The 16,855-nt window shown below is 42.7% G+C and carries 15 protein-coding genes; 8 read left to right on the top strand and 7 right to left on the bottom strand.

What is annotated here, in order from left to right; genetic code table 11:
• Positions 1–101: 101 nt before the first annotated feature.
• The gene (locus AACU33_RS11165) at positions 102–509 is read right to left on the bottom strand and encodes a hypothetical protein (protein ID WP_339375925.1); all 408 of its coding nucleotides are present in this window, start codon (positions 507–509) and stop codon (positions 102–104) included.
• Positions 510–666: 157 nt separating this feature from the next.
• On the opposite strand from AACU33_RS11165, the gene pgl reads away from it, so the two are divergent.
• The 5 genes from pgl to AACU33_RS11140 all read left to right on the top strand — a co-directional run bounded on the left by pgl (position 667) and on the right by AACU33_RS11140 (position 4,589).
• Complete coding sequence (gene pgl / locus AACU33_RS11160) at positions 667–1,389, top strand: 6-phosphogluconolactonase (protein WP_096588570.1); 723 nt, start codon at positions 667–669, stop codon at positions 1,387–1,389.
• A gap of 216 nt (positions 1,390–1,605) precedes the next feature.
• The gene (locus AACU33_RS11155; protein WP_096588569.1) at positions 1,606–2,508 is read left to right on the top strand and encodes an FHA domain-containing protein; all 903 of its coding nucleotides are present in this window, start codon (positions 1,606–1,608) and stop codon (positions 2,506–2,508) included.
• Positions 2,509–2,639: 131 nt separating this feature from the next.
• On the top strand, positions 2,640–3,377 hold the full coding sequence (locus AACU33_RS11150) for a M50 family metallopeptidase (protein WP_096588568.1): 738 nt from the start codon (positions 2,640–2,642) through the stop codon (positions 3,375–3,377).
• A gap of 138 nt (positions 3,378–3,515) precedes the next feature.
• Positions 3,516–4,133 (top strand): hypothetical protein, encoded by a 618-nt coding sequence (locus AACU33_RS11145; protein WP_096588567.1) that lies wholly within the window; start codon positions 3,516–3,518, stop codon positions 4,131–4,133.
• A gap of 156 nt (positions 4,134–4,289) precedes the next feature.
• On the top strand, positions 4,290–4,589 hold the full coding sequence (locus AACU33_RS11140) for a WGxxGxxG family protein (RefSeq protein ID WP_096588566.1): 300 nt from the start codon (positions 4,290–4,292) through the stop codon (positions 4,587–4,589).
• A 75-nt stretch (positions 4,590–4,664) separates the two neighbouring features.
• On the opposite strand, the gene AACU33_RS11135 is transcribed toward AACU33_RS11140, so the two are convergent.
• From AACU33_RS11135 to acsF, 3 genes are all read right to left on the bottom strand, one after another.
• On the bottom strand, positions 4,665–7,334 hold the full coding sequence (locus tag AACU33_RS11135; protein ID WP_096588565.1) for a chloride channel protein: 2,670 nt from the start codon (positions 7,332–7,334) through the stop codon (positions 4,665–4,667).
• 190 nt (positions 7,335–7,524) lie between these two features.
• On the bottom strand, positions 7,525–8,925 hold the full coding sequence (locus tag AACU33_RS11130) for a hypothetical protein (RefSeq protein ID WP_096588564.1): 1,401 nt from the start codon (positions 8,923–8,925) through the stop codon (positions 7,525–7,527).
• 162 nt (positions 8,926–9,087) lie between these two features.
• Positions 9,088–10,164 carry a magnesium-protoporphyrin IX monomethyl ester (oxidative) cyclase gene (acsF, locus tag AACU33_RS11125; protein WP_096588563.1) on the bottom strand — a complete coding sequence of 359 codons (1,077 nt, stop codon included), beginning with the start codon at positions 10,162–10,164 and terminating at the stop codon, positions 9,088–9,090.
• 285 nt (positions 10,165–10,449) lie between these two features.
• Here acsF and AACU33_RS11120 point away from each other — a divergent pair, with 285 nt between their 5' ends.
• Complete coding sequence (locus AACU33_RS11120; RefSeq protein WP_096588562.1) at positions 10,450–10,944, top strand: TM2 domain-containing protein; 495 nt, start codon at positions 10,450–10,452, stop codon at positions 10,942–10,944.
• Between the two features lie 73 nt (positions 10,945–11,017).
• On the opposite strand, the gene AACU33_RS11115 is transcribed toward AACU33_RS11120, so the two are convergent.
• The gene (locus AACU33_RS11115; RefSeq protein ID WP_096588561.1) at positions 11,018–11,707 is read right to left on the bottom strand and encodes a DUF2996 domain-containing protein; all 690 of its coding nucleotides are present in this window, start codon (positions 11,705–11,707) and stop codon (positions 11,018–11,020) included.
• A gap of 392 nt (positions 11,708–12,099) precedes the next feature.
• A complete protein-coding gene (locus AACU33_RS11110) occupies positions 12,100–13,134 on the bottom strand; it encodes a threonine aldolase family protein (protein ID WP_096588560.1) in 1,035 nt (344 codons plus the stop codon).
• Between the two features lie 578 nt (positions 13,135–13,712).
• On the opposite strand from AACU33_RS11110, the gene AACU33_RS11105 reads away from it, so the two are divergent.
• Together AACU33_RS11105 and AACU33_RS11100 are read left to right on the top strand one after the other, a co-directional pair.
• A complete protein-coding gene (locus AACU33_RS11105; RefSeq protein WP_096588559.1) occupies positions 13,713–14,654 on the top strand; it encodes an N-acetylmuramoyl-L-alanine amidase in 942 nt (313 codons plus the stop codon).
• Positions 14,655–15,020: 366 nt separating this feature from the next.
• Entirely contained in the window at positions 15,021–16,097 is a 1,077-nt protein-coding gene (locus AACU33_RS11100; RefSeq protein WP_096588558.1) for a peptidoglycan-binding domain-containing protein, read from the top strand.
• A gap of 108 nt (positions 16,098–16,205) precedes the next feature.
• On the opposite strand, the gene AACU33_RS11095 is transcribed toward AACU33_RS11100, so the two are convergent.
• The gene (locus AACU33_RS11095) at positions 16,206–16,790 is read right to left on the bottom strand and encodes a hypothetical protein (protein WP_096588557.1); all 585 of its coding nucleotides are present in this window, start codon (positions 16,788–16,790) and stop codon (positions 16,206–16,208) included.
• Positions 16,791–16,855 lie beyond the last annotated feature (65 nt).

Below are 16,855 nucleotides of genomic sequence, written 5' to 3'. Positions count from 1 at the left end.
CTAACGCCCACGGACAAGATTCCTGTGGGCATTTTTGCATAGAATTTTATGCAACCCAATTTAATGGCTACTCAAATTAGCCCAGCTAGATTCAGAAATAACTAGCTAAATAGTGAAATCGTATTAATCAAGCTCTGATACTCATTAACTAAGCTCAACTGCTGGTTAACCAAGCTCGGAACCTCATTAACCAGGCTTTGATACTCGTTAACCAAGCTCAGAACCTCATTAACCAGGCTTTGATACTCGTTAACCAAGCTCGGAACCTCATTAACCAGGCTTTGATACTCGTTAACCAAGCTCGGAACCCCATTAATCAGTCTTTGATACTCATTAACCAGTCTTTGATACTCATTAATCAGTCTTTGATACTCATTAACCAGTCTTTGATACTCATTAACCAGTCTTTGATACTCGTTAACCAAGCTCGGAACCCCATTAATCAGTCTTTGATACTCGTTAACCAAGCTCGGAACCCCATTAATCAGTCTTTGATACTCATTAATCAAGCTCGGAACCTCATTAAGTTAACGGCAAAACGAATCACAAATGACGAATGACGAATGACAAATGCCAAATGATGTTAAAAGTTTCAAAAGTTAAAACGGGGGACTGTAATAAGTTCGGTATTGTATTGCTGGAAGCAGGCAAAGTAATGAGAAAGCCATGAACAAAACGGTCGAAGTTCTACCGGATCAGTCCACTCTAGTTGCGCGGGCGCTAGACTTGATCCTGACTAAGATAGACACTGCTATTAAAGAGCGAGGGCGGTTTACCATCGCCTTAGCTGGGGGCAGTACACCTAAGCCGTTATACGAGGCGATCGCTAATCAAAAACTGCCTTGGGATAAAATTCATGTATTCTGGGGGGATGAACGTTATGTTCCACCAGATCATCCTGATAGCAATGAACTGATGGCGCGTCGTGCGTGGCTAGATCGCGTTGATATTCCAGAGGGAAACATTCACGCTATCCCAACTTTGGAAGCTGACCCCGCAGTTGCAGCAGTGAAGTACGAACGGCATCTGCAAAACTTTTTTAACATTGCATCTGGAGAATTTCCCACTCTAGATGTAGTTTTGCTAGGAATGGGTGATGATGCACACACTGCATCTTTGTTTCCACACACAGAAGCGTTAAAAGTAAGCGATCGCTTAATTACAGTGGGTAATAAAGATAGCAGCATCCGCATCACTTTCACTTACCCATTCATTAACTCGGCTCGCAGCGTCATTTTTCTCATTGCAGGTGCTAATAAACGACCAGCTTTAGCTCAAGTATTTGCACCCGTAGCCGATGAATTCACTTACCCATCGCGCTTGATTCAACCCCAAGGCGAACTTTGGTGGCTACTAGATGCGGCGGCGGGTTCGGAACTCCAAACTTAAGTTCCCTACATTTGGATATTGACTCATGAGGATCGTCCTTTGTCATTGGTCATTTGTTTTTACAAAGGACAAAAGACAAATGACAGCCTTGACGAAAAAATGTCCAATTGAAATGCGTATGAACTCGTCAGGAGTAATTGTTAGAATCGAAAGCTAGAGTCGCTCCTCTGCTTGCCAGTCCCATTTTACGATGAGCTTGAACAAAGGCTTAAATCCATGATCGTCTGCCCTAATTGCAATCACCCAAACCCAGATGGCGCTGTCCAGTGTGAAGCATGTTATACGCCATTACCAGCGACTAACAACTGTCCCAGTTGTGGGGCAACTGTGCAGGCAGATGCCGCTTTCTGTGGTCAGTGTGGCTATAACCTGCGCGCCAGTGCCGCAGCACCTCCAACAGCGGTAGCAGCAACCGTCGCACCTGACGTTCCTTTAGAAGTACCACCTTTGGTTACTCCTGACCCACTGGTAGAACTGATACAACCAGATCCCTTGGCAGTTCCTAATCCCGTTGCTGCTTCGCCTCTACCGCCAACCGCGGTGGCTATGCCTCCAGAACCAACAATGCCAGTAGCACCGCCACAGGTAGTTGAAATCAGCCCCGCACAACCTGTTGTTTCTGGACAAGGCGCTCCTACTCCACCCCCAGAACCGGAACCAGTCGCCGCAATACCAGAACCAGAACCAGTTGCCGCAGTACCGGAACCCGAACCAGTCGCCGCACCGGAACCCGAACCAGTCGCCCCAACACCACCACCAGCTGTCAGCCCTGCAAGAACTCAATTACAGCAAGTAACAGCACGGCTATTCCACGTTCAAAGCGATACTGATATAGAATTACCTCAAACGCTGTCTGTAATTCACATCGGCAAGCCTAATGACCGCATTCCCCCAGATGTGGATGTTTCCGGATTTCCCAATTCGGAAATTGTCTCGCGGATTCATGCAGATATTCGCGTTGAGGGAGATGCTCATTATATAGAAGATGTTGGTAGTTCCAATGGCACCTACATCAACAACTTGCCGCTATTACCTGGTAACAGACACCGCCTTCGTCCAGGCGATCGCATCAGTTTGGGCAAGGGAGATATGGTAACATTCCTCTTCCAACTCGCTTAAACTAATTTTGTAGTCAGGCATCTAGTCCTGACTACAAGAGTTTTGCTCCTCGATGAAAACTAAATAAGTAGATTAGGATGGAAGAAAATACACTCCAGCCATTGAGGTAATTACTCTAAGGAACGTGACCAATGAGGGAACCAGGAAAGAATTTTGAAAACTTGCTTCCCCAAGAAGCACCGCCAGAAGTAGAAAGAATGGGGCTAACTTGGTTGATTGCCGCCGCGATCGCAACTGTTGTGTTGTGGCAAGTCCCAGCAGGCGATTATATTTTATACCCCTTTACTATCCTTGCTACTTGGTTTCACGAAATGGGTCACGGCTTGATGGCGCTAATGTTGGGAGGACAGTTTCACAGATTACAGATTTTTGGCAATGGTTCCGGTGTCGCAACTTATCGTATCGCTTCATCATTGGGGCCAATCGGCCCGGCGTTAGTTGCAGCCGCAGGGCCAATGGGGCCACCAATTGCCGGTGCAGCTTTGATTTTAGCTTCCCGCAGTTTTAAAGCAGCTTCCTTAAGTTTGAAAATATTAGGGGGATTTTTGCTGCTTTCTACATTAGTGTGGGTACGTTCCTTATTTGGAATTGTGGCAATTCCCATACTGGGTTTAATTATTTTGGGTATTAGCTTGAAAGCGCCGCGTTGGGTGCAGGGCTTTAGCATTCAATTTCTCGGCGTCCAAGCTTGTATAAGTACATACCACCAACTCAATTATTTATTTAGCTATACTGCTGGGCCGTTGGGAATTTCCGATACGGCACAAATGGAAAAGTATCTGTTTTTACCTTATTGGTTTTGGGGTGCGTTAATGGCGATCGCATCTTTGGTAATTTTAGCCAGAAGTCTCCAAGTCGCTTATCGTTGAGCGTGATGCGTAATCAAAAAGGCGCGATTTTAGTGCCAAGTCTTGCGTTGCTTGTTGTTGAGTATAAACGGTGAATATTTATAGGCGATCGCTCTTTCCATTGGAAAATAAATGCAGAATGGAAGACAAAGAGCAATCATGACAACCGATCTAACATCTACCGCTACAGTTGATTTTTTACAGGTATTATCTCAAGCTGCGGCTGCTTATCGAGGCGAGGGGGGTAAGCTTCCTAATGCTGCTTTGGTAGTGGATGCATTGCTAGCGGCGGAAAAAGCTGCAAAACAGGAACGATTAGCTTATAACTTTGAGTCTCTTGTTGGCAAATGGCGGCTTTGCTTTGCAACTGGTACTCGTAAGGTAAGAAAGCGCGGGGGAATTGTCTTAGGTAAGGGTTTGTATATGCCCAAATTTGCAGCAGCGCAAATTTCCTTTGCTAGTTCAGAACAGGATTTGGGTAGAGACGAAATTGCAAATCAGGTGCAAGTCGGCGTGGTATTAGTGAAACTGACAGGGCCAACAAAATATTTAGGTAAGAAAAATTTATTGGCATTTGACTTTACCCAAATGCAAGTCAGTCTGTTTAATCGTGTTATTTACAAAGGACAGATTCGCTCTGGTAAGGTGCAAAACGGGGATTTCTACAACCAGCCTATAGCTAAATTACCGTTCTTTGCTTTCTTTGTGGTGACAAAAGATTTTATTGCAGCACGCGGTCGTGGGGGAGGATTGGCTCTCTGGATTCGGGAAATTTGAGTGAAACGCTTGCTATATAAGACTACCTTACCCAAAGGACGATAAAAAATGCGACTTCAAGTGGATAAGCATCTCCAGCCAATGAATGATTCTAGCTGCTTGATAAGTTAATAAGCTGTAACTATTGCTTACAGAAATTCAAGTGAGAGCTTAATTATGAAACACTCTAATTTGAGCAAAGTTTTGGGGAGTACTGTTCTAGCACTAAGTTTAGCTATTGTGCCTACAGTTTTACCTGCTTCTGCCCAAACAACTACCAATTCTGATGGTACTACCACAACTACAGGTACTACTACAGACCGCCCTGTAACTGATGGTAATTACGCCGATGGCGATTGGGGCTTGCTTGGTTTACTAGGTTTGTTTGGTCTATTTGGGCGCAAGAGCCGCAGAAACGATGATACCGCTTATAGTAACCGTGATGTAGTAGGCTCCTCTTCACGTTCTAACTTTTAACACTAAGACATCCTGCAATTTCCCATAAATACCAAGAAGTTTAAGTTGCAGCCTGCCTTTGCAGGCTTTGTTTTTTTAATTACTGCTAATCGCACCCCTAACTAGAATTACTGTACTTTCTACACCAGAGGCGATCGCTTCCGGAATGTTACCTTGAATTGCCTGCTGCAATAACCCCTCCCGCGAAGCCCCTAAAACCACGACATCGTAACCTTCGGTTTTCACAAGGTTAATTACGCCTTGGGGTACTGAATCAGCTTTAACTGGAGACGCAAATACAGTACTGGACAATTTGCGACGGCGGATGAGTTGACGAATGGCTTGTTCTAAAACTGTCATATCTGGTGCTAACTCAGATGGTTTAAACACTCGTGTCAGGCGGATTTGCGGATCTTGTCCCAATGTCACCAAAGCCGGAAGTAATTTAATCGCCATCCTTGCATTCGGGCCGCCCGCCATCGGTACTAACCAGCGATTAAAAGTATATTGATTGCTAAGTTTTGACTCTTGATTCTTGACTTTTGACTCTTGACAATTACCCAATTTCACCAACACTACATCGCAGGTGGCTTGGCGAATGATGGTATCGACAACTGTGCCAAAAATCCGGCCTGGGGTGGAAGTGTTACCTTTCCAGCCCATTAAAATTATGTCGATGTGTCGTTCGTTAACTGTCTCTAAAATGGCCTGAGCGACATCGTGAGCTACACGAATCTGTGTATGCAAAGGAATGTCCCACTTTTTCGCTAAAACTTCTGCTTGTCGTAATAAACGCCGACTTTTTGCTGTCCTGACTTGGGTTTCGGTGGGGGAACTGTGGCGCGATACTAAAATAACTTGGACACACTCAATTTCATAGTGGCGATCGCGCGCAATGGCTGCGGCCATTTGTAATAAAGTCCCGGCTGTCTCAGGATTAGCCACTGTCACCAGCAATCTACCTCTGCCGATGTTGGGTGCCCGTGTTTGGTAAACTACATAAGATGGTTCCGGTTGGGGCCCCATTGTGGCGTTATCACAATTGAGATGATCTGCTTCGGCGCGGATAATATCTGCGCGGGTAATAATCCCAATCAGTTTTCGTCCCTCCACCACTGGTAAGCGGCTAATTTGATAGCGATCGAGTAAATACAGCACATTACGCAGGTTGTGTTTTGGTGTGACTGTAATCGGGCTGGGCGTCATAATTTCTCGAATCGCCGTCTCGTTTGGGAAATTGCGATCGCGAAGCGTGTGCGAAGCACTCTCGCGGATTTTGAGTAAGTCTGTTTGCGTAACAATTCCTACTAGCTTGCCTTCTTCTACTACGGGAAAACCCCGGTGATGGGAACGAGAGAATGCTTGCATAGCTTCATCAATCGTCATCTCCACATCAAGAGTTTCCACTCGTTGTTGCATCACATCTTTAGCCGTTAGCGTTGTGAGTATACCCTCTACAGGAGCATTGGAAGTTAGAGTGATGCCATTTAACTGTAAAAGTTTTTCATAAAGCGAACCAGGCACTACCTTCTCTGCAACTAAATAAGAAGTCACAGACACAATCATCAAAGGAAGCACCAAGTTAAAATCTGTCGTCATCTCGAACACAATCACAATTGCTGTGATTGGTACTTTAGAAACGGCGCTAAAAAATCCCCCCATTCCGGCTAAAGCGTAGGTCATTGGGGAACCTCCGCCTAAAAGTTGGGATTCAAACACACCCACAATATGTCCTAAACAAGTACCCAAAATGAGGCTGGGAGCAAATAATCCTCCAGGTGCGCCAGAACCAAAGGCTACCAAAGTGAGAAGGAACTGAGCAACAAAAGCGATCGCAGCTAATAAAGGATTTTCTGAACCCGTAATTAAATATTCTCTTAAGCCTGTATTATCACGGAAAGAAGTAGGGAGTAATGCCACAACACAACCAGAAATAAAACCAGCTAAAGCGACTCTTAACGGTAAACTGACGTGCAATCTTCGATAAAGTTTTATACTAAAAACTAGACCCTGATTAAATAAGGCAGCCAACAACCCTGCCAAGACACCCAACAATAAGAAAAAGGGAATTTCTGGGATCGAAAATTGACTCAAGGATCGAGTCAAAGGCAGATTCAGGTCAAGACTACCACCACCTAATAACCGCGAAATTACCCCACCAATAAACGAGGCGATAATTGCAGTTCCTAAAGTTATCCCGGATAAATCTTGGAGTAACTCTTCCACGATAAAAAGTACGCCTGCGATCGGGGCATTAAACGCAGCTGCCAAACCCGCACCCGCACCTGCCGCAATCATCTGTCGCCGATGATCTGGGGAAGTAGGAACCCAACGACTCATTCCGGCTGCCAAACCAGCCCCTACTTGAACGGTGGGGCCTTGTCGCCCTAGAGTTATACCGGAACCCAACGCAATAATAGCGCTGACTAACTTCACAGCTGCCACACGCCAAGACAGAGTCATCGGCACATTAGCCAACGTCGCTTTCACTTGCGGGATACCGCTACCTGATGCTTCCGGCGCAAACCGTTGCACTAGCCAACCTGCGAGAAATCCAAAAGCCATCCCCACCAAAGGTAAAGCCAACCATGCTGGTAAAATGTGGGAACTATGGACTCGCCATGTGCCCAACCATCCCGATCCAACTTTAAGAAACACCGCCGACAGTGCAGCAACAACACCGATAACAGAAGCTTCTGCGATCGCTAAACCTCTTCTTGGCTGCCACAGACTGCGAAAGCGCTGAGTCAGAACCGGAAGCAACATATAAATCTAAATAAATTATTAATAAATAAAATCATAATTTAGATTTGGTAATCTTTATTACCGATATATATAAAAGATTTAAATAAGTGTTATTTGTCAGTTGTCAAGAGTCCAGAGTCAACGCTCAAAGGTCAAAGGTTATTAGTTATTTCTCCCCACACTTCCCACACTCCCCACCCTCCCTAGTCTCTCACCTCCTCCGAATCTGACCTTGCCAATTAATGCTTTGCTTTGCCGAACGTCCTCCTAATGAGCGAGTTGCGATCACGTCTATATCAACTTTGACACCTGGATCGAGGGCAGTAGCGGGAATTGGGAGCTTGCCTAAAGCCAGAATAAAGCGATTGTAATCCCGGGTTACGAGTTCAGCTGGGATTTCACCTTCATATACAGTCCGATAATCAGACAAGCCGGAAGAATTATCCTGTGTCCGGAATTTCACGCGAAATTGAGTTTGAAGGACATCAGATTTTGCTGCCAAATCTACTATTTTTAGGTTGAGATTTTTTTCTGCACCAGCAAATTCTGCCACGGCTAATCGCGTCACATCTTTTTTAGAAATGGCATTGTTAACAGTAAAGGTTGTCAAGTTAGCCTCAGTTTTGCTGCTACCCTCAATCCATAAATCCTCAGGGAAGGTAATTTCAACTTGTTTGTTGTCATTGAGAGTCAGCTTTGTAACTTGATTGCCAAAGCTGGTTATAGGTTGTCTCTCTTGCCAAACCAGTTGAAAAGTTGCTTCTAATCGTTGCTCAAACTCTCGGTATTCATCTGCGATCGCAGAACCAGGAGCAAGTAAAGAAGTTGCTCCTGTGCGTAAATTCCACTTGTTTTTGGAGAGGTTAAATTGCTTCCCTGAAAGTTCGGAAATTGCTGCCTGTAAAGTTGGCGTATCACCCGCCAAGGATTCTTTACCTCGAACAATACTCAAAGTTCCTAAGCGACCTCGGCTACCATCGCTACCATCAGTACCGTATCGCCCATCTCTACCATCATGGCAGCGATAAGTTTTTTCTGTACATTTATAATCTGGGCTACCAGGAGTTCCCGTACAAGTTTTGACTTCCCATCTGCGCCTGCGACAATTACAACCGACGCCGCCGTTAGCACCGCGTCCACCACGTCCGCCTTCGCCCCCAGTTGCACGGACGGATATTTTCTGCAAGTCTGCCAAGTTACTGTAATACACAGTCAGAGAACCACCATTTCCGCCATCTCCGCCTTTACCGCCATCACCACCAGCACCGCCATCTGGTGCATGGATGTCGTGACTGACATTATCTGGTTGATGACCGCAGTCAGGCCGATAACCACGTTGACCATCTTCCCCATCCTCAGCATCTTCACCTGAGAGATCGAGATTTACAGGCGAACCATTAACAAAAATAGTTTGGTTTTCACCGTTACGACCACTTCTACCAGGCCGTCCATCAGTGCCTTTGCTGCCATCTGTACCATAATCTCTATCTGTTCTACCGTATTCTTCATGAGCAAATGCAGAACACATAACTGAGCCAGAGGCAGGTAAAAAGCTAGTAGATAAGCAGAATGTTAATAAAAGCGGCAGCTTACTGGACAAACCCTTGTGCATCTGTGATATCTAAAATAGTTCTAAGTATTGCTTTATCTGACGCTGATTTTCAGTATTTTGCTCCCGATGTGTTGTGATATATGCAATGACACGCAAACTGCAATAAAAAAGTGGCTCTGTGTTAACACAGAACCACTAAAAATTAATTAAAACCGTTATCAATTAACGCGCCATACCTTGAGCAGAAACAGCATCAATCGGTTTCATTAGGTACAGCCGTAGCATCTGCCAACCAATGGAAGTGTAAAGTGGTAACTTCTGGAAGAATTGCAGGAATTTAGGAGTTTTAGAGTTAGCGATCGCGTTCAATTTTGCCATCTTTTCAACGCAATCATCTAACCGTTGATAAAACTCTGGATTATCTACATCCAGCATCAACGGGAAAACTCTTCCTGCAGTTTCGTTAGTCTTTTTGATTACATAGATATCGTATTCCCGCGCATCCAGTCCAATAGATGCATAGAAGTCTTGACGCTGGATGTCATTGAGATACATTGTCACAAACACTGACAACAGGAAGAAGCGACTCCATAGTCTTGCTTTCCAATCATTCAGCATTTGCGGCTGGGATTTCATGATTGCATCGAAGAAATCACCATGACGGTTTTCGTCCTGACACCAATTTTCAAAGAAGCGGAAAATCGGGTAAATCCGATCTTCGGGATGCGCTTCTAAATGACGATAAATGGTGATATACCGCCAATAACCAATCTTTTCAGAAAGATAGGTAGCGTAGAAGATAAATTTCGGCTTAAAGAAGGTGTAAGCCCGGCTCTTAGTCAAAAACCCTAAATCTAGGGAGAGATTAAAGTCTGACATCGCTTTGTTCAAAAAGCCTGCATGGCGTGCTTCATCTCGTGACATCAAGTTGAAGCATTCTGCCAAAACTGGGCTTTTATCTTTCAAGCGGCGTCCGAGTTCTTTGTACAGCAAAAACCCGGAAAACTCGGCTGTACAGGAACGTTCTAAAAATTCAACGAACAAACGGCGAGTTTCCCCATCAATATGATCCCAGGATTGTTCAAACTCGGCATCCCGAACAAAATGATGGCGGTTGTAGTCAGCGCGGAACTCTTCGAGAATGGCTTTTAACTCGTCTTCGTTGACGGAGATATCCATCCGCGCCATTTCATCAAAGTCGGTGGTATAAAACCGGGGTGTTAACAGTGTTTCTTTTGCCGGGACTTTGATCCCTGGGCGCAATTCTTCAAAGCCTGGTTTTTTGAGGGAATCTACCATGTCTTAATTGCTCTTTTGTCTTTATTATCTTGAGTACACCAGAAAACCCAAAATTGGGCTTTCACAAGGCGCAACTAGATGACAATAAACCATTTGTATAAAATTCAGTCTACCAAGCTGCTGGATCAAAACAGGTAGAAGAAACGTTAAGAGTTGCAACAATACTTCAATTTTGGCGGAATCAGGCACGGAAAATCGGTAGTCATCTAAGATTTGAGAAGAAACAAATCAGCATCACAAACCCGTCTCTGAGATCAAGAGTGAATCCAAGGGGATGAAAACAACATGAATGTTGAAAACAACACCAATAAAGACCGTCTTCTTGTGTCCTACATCTTGTGTGCAGCCTGGTTTTTTGGTTTGGGAGGACTGCACCGTTTATATAATGGCAAGATTGCAACAGGTGTGTTGTGGCTGTGTACCGTTGGTTTATTTGGCGTAGGACAGTTTGTGGATCTTTTGCTCATCCCCGGTATGGTTGACGAACACGAGCTGAAACTTAGAGCCAAAGCAGGCTTATCTCCCTTGGGAATACCACTCAATCAACCTGCGATCGCCTCTCAAGTTTACCGTCCCAGTGGCAACCAACTCATGGTTAAACTGATTGAAGCAGCAGAAAGAAATAATGGCACTCTCACTGTTACTCAAGGTGTGAAAGCCACAGGAGTCGGTTTTGCTGAAGTGGAAGCTAGCCTGAAGGAAATGTTCAAATCAGGTTACGTCAGAATAGATAACGACCCCATTACTGGAGCCGTCACCTACCATTTTCATGAACTTTAATAGTCATTGGTCATTAGTCATTTGTCCTTTGTTTAAAACTCTTGACTCTTGACTTTGGACTGTTGACTCTTAACTAATTTCTACCTAGCCACTTTTGACCGTTCAAGCGCTGTACTAAACCAAATACCAGCAAGTCAAGAGTGATTTTACGTTCATCAATTAAGAAGGACTCAAGAGTGCTAGGTTTTTTACCTTCATTGCAAGAAAATCCTTTTTTACCCTGAATATCTTCATCAGGGAAATAAAGGTTAAACTGGCGCAAACCATTTTGCCAACTTCCTATAAGTTGCCAGCATTCCTCAGCTGATTCAAAGCCAGTGATGGGAACCTTCTGTTTTGCAAAAGATAGCTGTAAATCTGAGACACCCTGCTGAGTAATCGCCTTTTGTACAGCTGGTAAGTACTCTTGCTGTATAAACTCTGCAAAGGGTTTATCTTCAACTGCTGGAGCTTTCTCTTTTTTTGCTGCTGCTTTAGCGGCGGGTTTTTCTTCGCCATCAGCTTTAGCGGCGGCTGGTTTTGCTCCTGGCGCTTTAGCGGCTGCGGGTTTCTCGCGCTTAGGCGGTGCAGTTGTGGTTGTAGCAGCATTGGGGTTAGTTTCTGGGTTTGCTGCTTTGGGATCTGGCGTGTTGGCAGTAGGGAGATCTGTCGCTACTGGTTCGTCAGTGCTAGGAGCGTGTTCTTCAGCGACACTGGGGGCCTGTTTGTCAACAGTGCTGGGAGCTACCTCTCCCGCTTCATTGTGATTGGTTGGGTCTGCCATTGCTCAGGTCAATCCTTTATCTAGCTTTCAGAGCGATCGCTCACCTTAAAAGTATTAATCACTTTCATTTTGGCATAGGATAGCTTGGCTATAGCCTCAGAAACACAATTTCCTAGTTATAGCCAATATTCAATCTCTAGCAAATATTAATCTTATAAAAAGAAAACCACAGATAGTTGTCTTTTGTGCATTTTGTGTCTCTATCCTGTTACTAAATTTTTACCATAAAATTTTTCGATACTTACTATAGTCACGACTGCCGAAAGTTTTCTCGCCATGTAGTAAGTGATAGGTAACTGGCGTTCAATAGCCCAAGCTAGCTTTTGAACCTGGACTATTGACTCTTGACAACCCTAACGCGAAATCTAAAATTTAAATACGTAATAGTTTACTTAAATTGCATTTTTGATATCATTAACCAGTTCATCAATTCTAGATTGTGTTGTATTCCAAGAACACATAAAACGAACTCCTCCTACACCAATAAATGTATAAAACTGCCAGCCTTTTTCTTTAAGAATTTGAATTGTATATTCAGGTAGTTTTGCAAATACAGCATTAGCTTCTCTGGGAAACATTATTTCAACACCATCTATGCCTAATAACTTATGTTCTAAATATGCAGCACATTGATTTGCATGGCGTGCATTTTTCAACCACGCACCAGTTTCTAATAAGCCCAACCAAGGGGCAGAAATAAAGCGCATTTTTGAAGCTAATTGTCCAGCTTGTTTGATACGATAGTCAAAATCTTCGGCTAATGCTTTGTTAAAGAAAAGTATTGCTTCGCCTAAAGCCATACCATTTTTCGTGCCACAAAAACACAACACATCTACACCACTCTTCCAAGTAATTTCAGCAGGACTTTTATTCATAGCGGCGACTGCATTTGCAAAGCGAGCGCCATCCATATGGATTTTTAAGTTATGCTTTTGAGCAGTTTCTTTAATACTTAAAAGTTCGTCCGGCGTATATAAAGTACCTAATTCAGTTGCTTGGGTAATGCTAATTACTTTCGGTTTAGGATAATGAATATCAGTGCGTTTAGTCACCAGCACCTCTATAGCTTCTGCTGTTAACTTGCCATTTTCACCTTTAGCTAGTAATAATTTAGAACCGTTAGAAGCATACTCTGGTGCGCCACATTCATCTGTTTCGATGTGGGATATTTCATGACAGATAACGCTGTGATAAGACTGACAAAGTGCAGCTAAAGATAGAGAGTTTGCTGCTGTACCGTTGAAAGCAAAAAATACTTTGCAATCTATTTCAAACAGTTCGCGAAAATAATCGGTTGCTTTTTGCGTCCATACATCATTACCATAAGCAGGAGCGCTCCCTTGATTGGCTTTAAGCATATACTCCCAGGCTTCTGGACAAATACCAGAGTTATTATCACTAGCAAATTGTTCGGGCTGGTTATTCATACATTCTTACTGGCATTTTTATTAAGTCATATTGTTTAGTTATAGCAATCTAGTAAGGGGCAATAGCGAACAGACTTGAATATGAGGATGTACGAAATTTTCTTGAAAATCAAATAGGAGTTATATGAAACCCCCGCAAGCGGCTGCTTTGGAAACCAGTCCAACGCACTGGCTCCCCTACAGATTGCACTTAAATATTTAGCGTCAAAATTACAACTAAGTATAAAAGAGGTATTGTAATATTCTGCGCTCTTTATTTAGCTTTTGCGATTTTCTCTAGCTGGGTGCAAGATGGGAGCCTTGAGGGTATGTTAAGTGAAAAAAAGTTTTGTTAAATTCCAGGAATTTATTTTCTGCAACTTGTAGTTAAAAATCTTTCTGTTCAAGTTTAGAAATTATTATCTATTTTATGACTTTCGTTAGAGTTAAGTTAACAACATTTGTGGTATAAATTTTTTCTAGTCACTGCGATTTTTGAGATGGAAAATTTATTTTTCTCTAGGCAAATGTATAAAAGAGGGTTATCAAAGCATATCGGACATTTAAACTAGTAGAAAAATTAAGTGGAGGATAGATTCATGAAATTTGGCGTTGATATTGGGCATAATTGCCCTCCAGACACCGGAGCGAGAGGCCTCAAATTTGAGGATAATTTAACCTTAGATGTGGGAAATAGAGTAATATCGAAGCTCCAAGCTTTAGGGCATCAAGTCATACCTTGTAAACCAGATAGAGCTAGCACAGTAACTCAATCACTTGCTCAAAGATGCGACAAAGCAAATTCTAATAAAGTGGATGTGTATGTATCCATTCACTTTAATTCTTTTAACGGACAAGCAAACGGCACAGAAGTATTTGCTGGTAGCGAAAGTAGTCGAAAAATTGCTAAACCAGTATTAGATGAAATTATCAAATTAGGATTTTTTAATCGGGGTGTTAAAAGTGGTTCCCATTTATATGTTCTGAGAAATACAAATATGCCCGCGATTCTTGTAGAAGGTTGCTTCCTCGATTCACAAAAAGATATGAATCTTTTTAATCCGGAAGCACTGGCGAATGCAATTGTCAAAGGCTTAACAGGTAAATTACCCACTACTCCTGTCAACCCAGTACCAGATGAAGAACAGAATGTAGATACTACAATTCAGAGACTACAAAAAACTTTGAATCAACTGAAGATAACTGATAAAAATGGTAAAAGTTTAGTGGAAGATGGCATAGCCGGAAGCGCTACAAGTTCTGCGGTAGCCAAATTTCAAAAAATTGTGGGAATTTCTGAAACTGGAAATGCTGACAAAGCTACATGGGATGCAATTAATCTGATTTTAGCCAAAAGAATCATTCGCCTAAATCATGCTGGGGGCCCGGTTATTCGCTATTTGCAATATCGTTTAGGTGTTGAAGTCGATGGTGTATATGGCCCGCAGACAGAGGTGAGTGTGAAAAACTTTCAAAAGCAAAATGGATTACTCGCTGATGGAATTGTCGGCCCTGCTTCTTGGCAGAAATTAATTGGTTAGTTAAGTAGCGTGGCACAAATAAATTAACTAGTTAAGGCTATGATTTATCCTTGATTACAAAGTTAGGAACGCCGATTTTTGGCATTCACTAAGTAGGGCTTTTTTATCCTCATGGTCTTAACGTAGTTAGATTTATTGCTGCCTACTTAACTTATTAAATAATTAAGTCATTTAAAATTACAAATTAGGCAAAACTATGAGAATTAAATAGCAAATGCTAGTTTTAATTCTCATAGTTTACGAATAAATAGACAGCTTGTAAAAGCGCATAATAAACATAGTCAAGGGGCAAAGTATCATTAAAATTACGAGATATATTATGTAGCCTTTTGCAAGAAGTCTATAATTTTGAGTTTGGAGAAAATTATGGCTTTTAATGTCAGCATTCTAAAATTACCAGTCATTAAACTTGGTTCAGAAGGAGATGTTGTTCGTGCTTGGCAAAGCTTTTTAAAAGATTCTGAATTTCCGATTGGGGTTGCTGATGGTGACTTTGGGAAACAAACAGACCAAGCAACTCGCAGCTATCAACAAAGAAATGGCTTAACTGCTGATGGTGTTGTTGGCAATATGACCTATGCCAAAGCGCTCGATCGGGGTTTGATTTTAAAACTGAATATTCCAGCTAATACATTGCTCAGTTATCTTGGTTTTGGAGAAGCAGAGGTTAAAGATTTACAAACATCTTTAAATAAAACTGGGCAATTAAATCCTGCTTTAAAAGTAGATGGAGACTTTGGTGATACAAGTAGTAAAGGGTTAGCCGAAGCATACAAAAAAAGAGATGTCCGCTTGCGTAGCGAACTAGAAGAGGCACTAAGTAATACTACTAAGCAAAAACTAGGGCAAGATTTAACTCAAGCATTGGATATTTTAAATAGTTATGCAAAAATTCAGAGATTTTGCCTCAGCGGCGCTCATTGGGTTGATAGCTTTCCTACCAGCAAATTAATTTCTGATTTAGCTTCACCATTTCGTCAAAGAGTAGAAGCATTTCAAAAATCACTGATTGATGCAGGATGTCAAGTAATTGTTACGGCTACTCATCGTCCTAAAGAACGTGCTTACTTAATGCATTATGCAGCCAGAATTTATAGACAAGAAATTGCTGCTAAATACGTGCCAAGTATGGCTGGAGTCAATATCGAGTGGGAGCATTACACCAATGCTGGTTCAGTACAAGCTGCGAATGAGATGTTAGATGCTTATGGAATTGGTGGCAATCCTGTTTCCTTAAATTCTCGCCATATTCAAAGACTGGCTATTGATTGGAATGTTACTTGGAATGGCAAGATTAATATTAGAGATGGTAATGGGCGAATGGTGGCTGTAGGCGACCCACCAAATGCGGCTCTCAATAGAACTTTATGGAATGTAGGTAGCACCTACGGAGTGTATAAGTTGAGTAATGACCCTCCCCATTGGTCTGTGGATGGCTATTAATGGGACAAAGGAGTGTAGGGAGTGTAGGGAGTGTGGGGAGACAAGAGAGCAGAGGAGAATAATTGATAGTTTTCCTCTGCGAGAATTGCTAGAATGAGCGACTCTTAGCTAGCCACGATTGCGTTCTAAGAGCAGCATCATCATTAAACTTAGCAAAACCTGTTCTTCTTCGCGATCGCTCATTCGATCGACAGCTTTGATCGTAAATCTTCGCGAGAGAAAAGCGGGGATTTTCTCTAAACGCATGACCACAGTACCATCAGTTCGGCTAACTAAGTAGACTGGATTGAATACATAACCAGTGAACATTCCTAGAACGGGAATCTCTGCAAATAAAGCATCTGCAACCTTTATCCAAGGATTTTTCTCTTGGATGTTGAGATTGCTAGTCTCGCCATCAAATATGTCATAGCGTGCCCGCCAAAGCGATCGCAATCCTCGCCGTTTGACTGCACCAATCTCTCTACCATTGCTATCGGTGAAGTTGTAACGTGCCGAAAAGTCAATAATTCGGTCAGCTTTGATGTAATACAAGGGACGGGTACGTTCTACGTCAGCAAAGATGGTAATTGCTTCCTTTAGCTTGAACAGTTTCTGCTTAACGTAGAAAACCAAATTACCTTGACCATCAACAATCGATATTTGTGGCGCTAAAGCCCAAAATTTGAAGGTAAGTTCTAAAGGGTACTGCATATTTCAGTGAAAACAATCAAGATGATTCACTTATTTATCCCAGTTTTCACAGTCAATTTAGTGGG

It is taken from the genome of Calothrix sp. NIES-2098 (genome assembly GCF_963875125.1).
GTDB lineage: Bacteria > Cyanobacteriota > Cyanobacteriia > Cyanobacteriales > Nostocaceae > Aulosira.
Note: the sequence above shows the minus strand (reverse complement) of the source record. Positions and strands in the feature narration are given on the sequence as shown.

What these genes read in the sequence shown, in the direction of transcription:
- pgl (WP_096588570.1), top strand. Translation starts at nt 667, where the DNA reads ATGAACAAAACGGTCGAAGTTCTACCGGATCAGTCCACTCTAGTTGCG.
- AACU33_RS11155 (WP_096588569.1), top strand. Translation starts at nt 1,606, where the DNA reads ATGATCGTCTGCCCTAATTGCAATCACCCAAACCCAGATGGCGCTGTC.
- AACU33_RS11115 (WP_096588561.1), bottom strand. Translation starts at nt 11,707, where the DNA reads ATGGCAGACCCAACCAATCACAATGAAGCGGGAGAGGTAGCTCCCAGC.
- AACU33_RS11110 (WP_096588560.1), bottom strand. Translation starts at nt 13,134, where the DNA reads ATGAATAACCAGCCCGAACAATTTGCTAGTGATAATAACTCTGGTATT.
- acsF (WP_096588563.1), bottom strand. Translation starts at nt 10,164, where the DNA reads ATGGTAGATTCCCTCAAAAAACCAGGCTTTGAAGAATTGCGCCCAGGG.
- AACU33_RS11140 (WP_096588566.1), top strand. Translation starts at nt 4,290, where the DNA reads ATGAAACACTCTAATTTGAGCAAAGTTTTGGGGAGTACTGTTCTAGCA.
- AACU33_RS11100 (WP_096588558.1), top strand. Translation starts at nt 15,021, where the DNA reads ATGGCTTTTAATGTCAGCATTCTAAAATTACCAGTCATTAAACTTGGT.
- AACU33_RS11135 (WP_096588565.1), bottom strand. Translation starts at nt 7,334, where the DNA reads ATGTTGCTTCCGGTTCTGACTCAGCGCTTTCGCAGTCTGTGGCAGCCA.
- AACU33_RS11105 (WP_096588559.1), top strand. Translation starts at nt 13,713, where the DNA reads ATGAAATTTGGCGTTGATATTGGGCATAATTGCCCTCCAGACACCGGA.
- AACU33_RS11120 (WP_096588562.1), top strand. Translation starts at nt 10,450, where the DNA reads ATGAATGTTGAAAACAACACCAATAAAGACCGTCTTCTTGTGTCCTAC.
- AACU33_RS11150 (WP_096588568.1), top strand. Translation starts at nt 2,640, where the DNA reads ATGAGGGAACCAGGAAAGAATTTTGAAAACTTGCTTCCCCAAGAAGCA.
- AACU33_RS11130 (WP_096588564.1), bottom strand. Translation starts at nt 8,925, where the DNA reads ATGCACAAGGGTTTGTCCAGTAAGCTGCCGCTTTTATTAACATTCTGC.
- AACU33_RS11145 (WP_096588567.1), top strand. Translation starts at nt 3,516, where the DNA reads ATGACAACCGATCTAACATCTACCGCTACAGTTGATTTTTTACAGGTA.
- AACU33_RS11095 (WP_096588557.1), bottom strand. Translation starts at nt 16,790, where the DNA reads ATGCAGTACCCTTTAGAACTTACCTTCAAATTTTGGGCTTTAGCGCCA.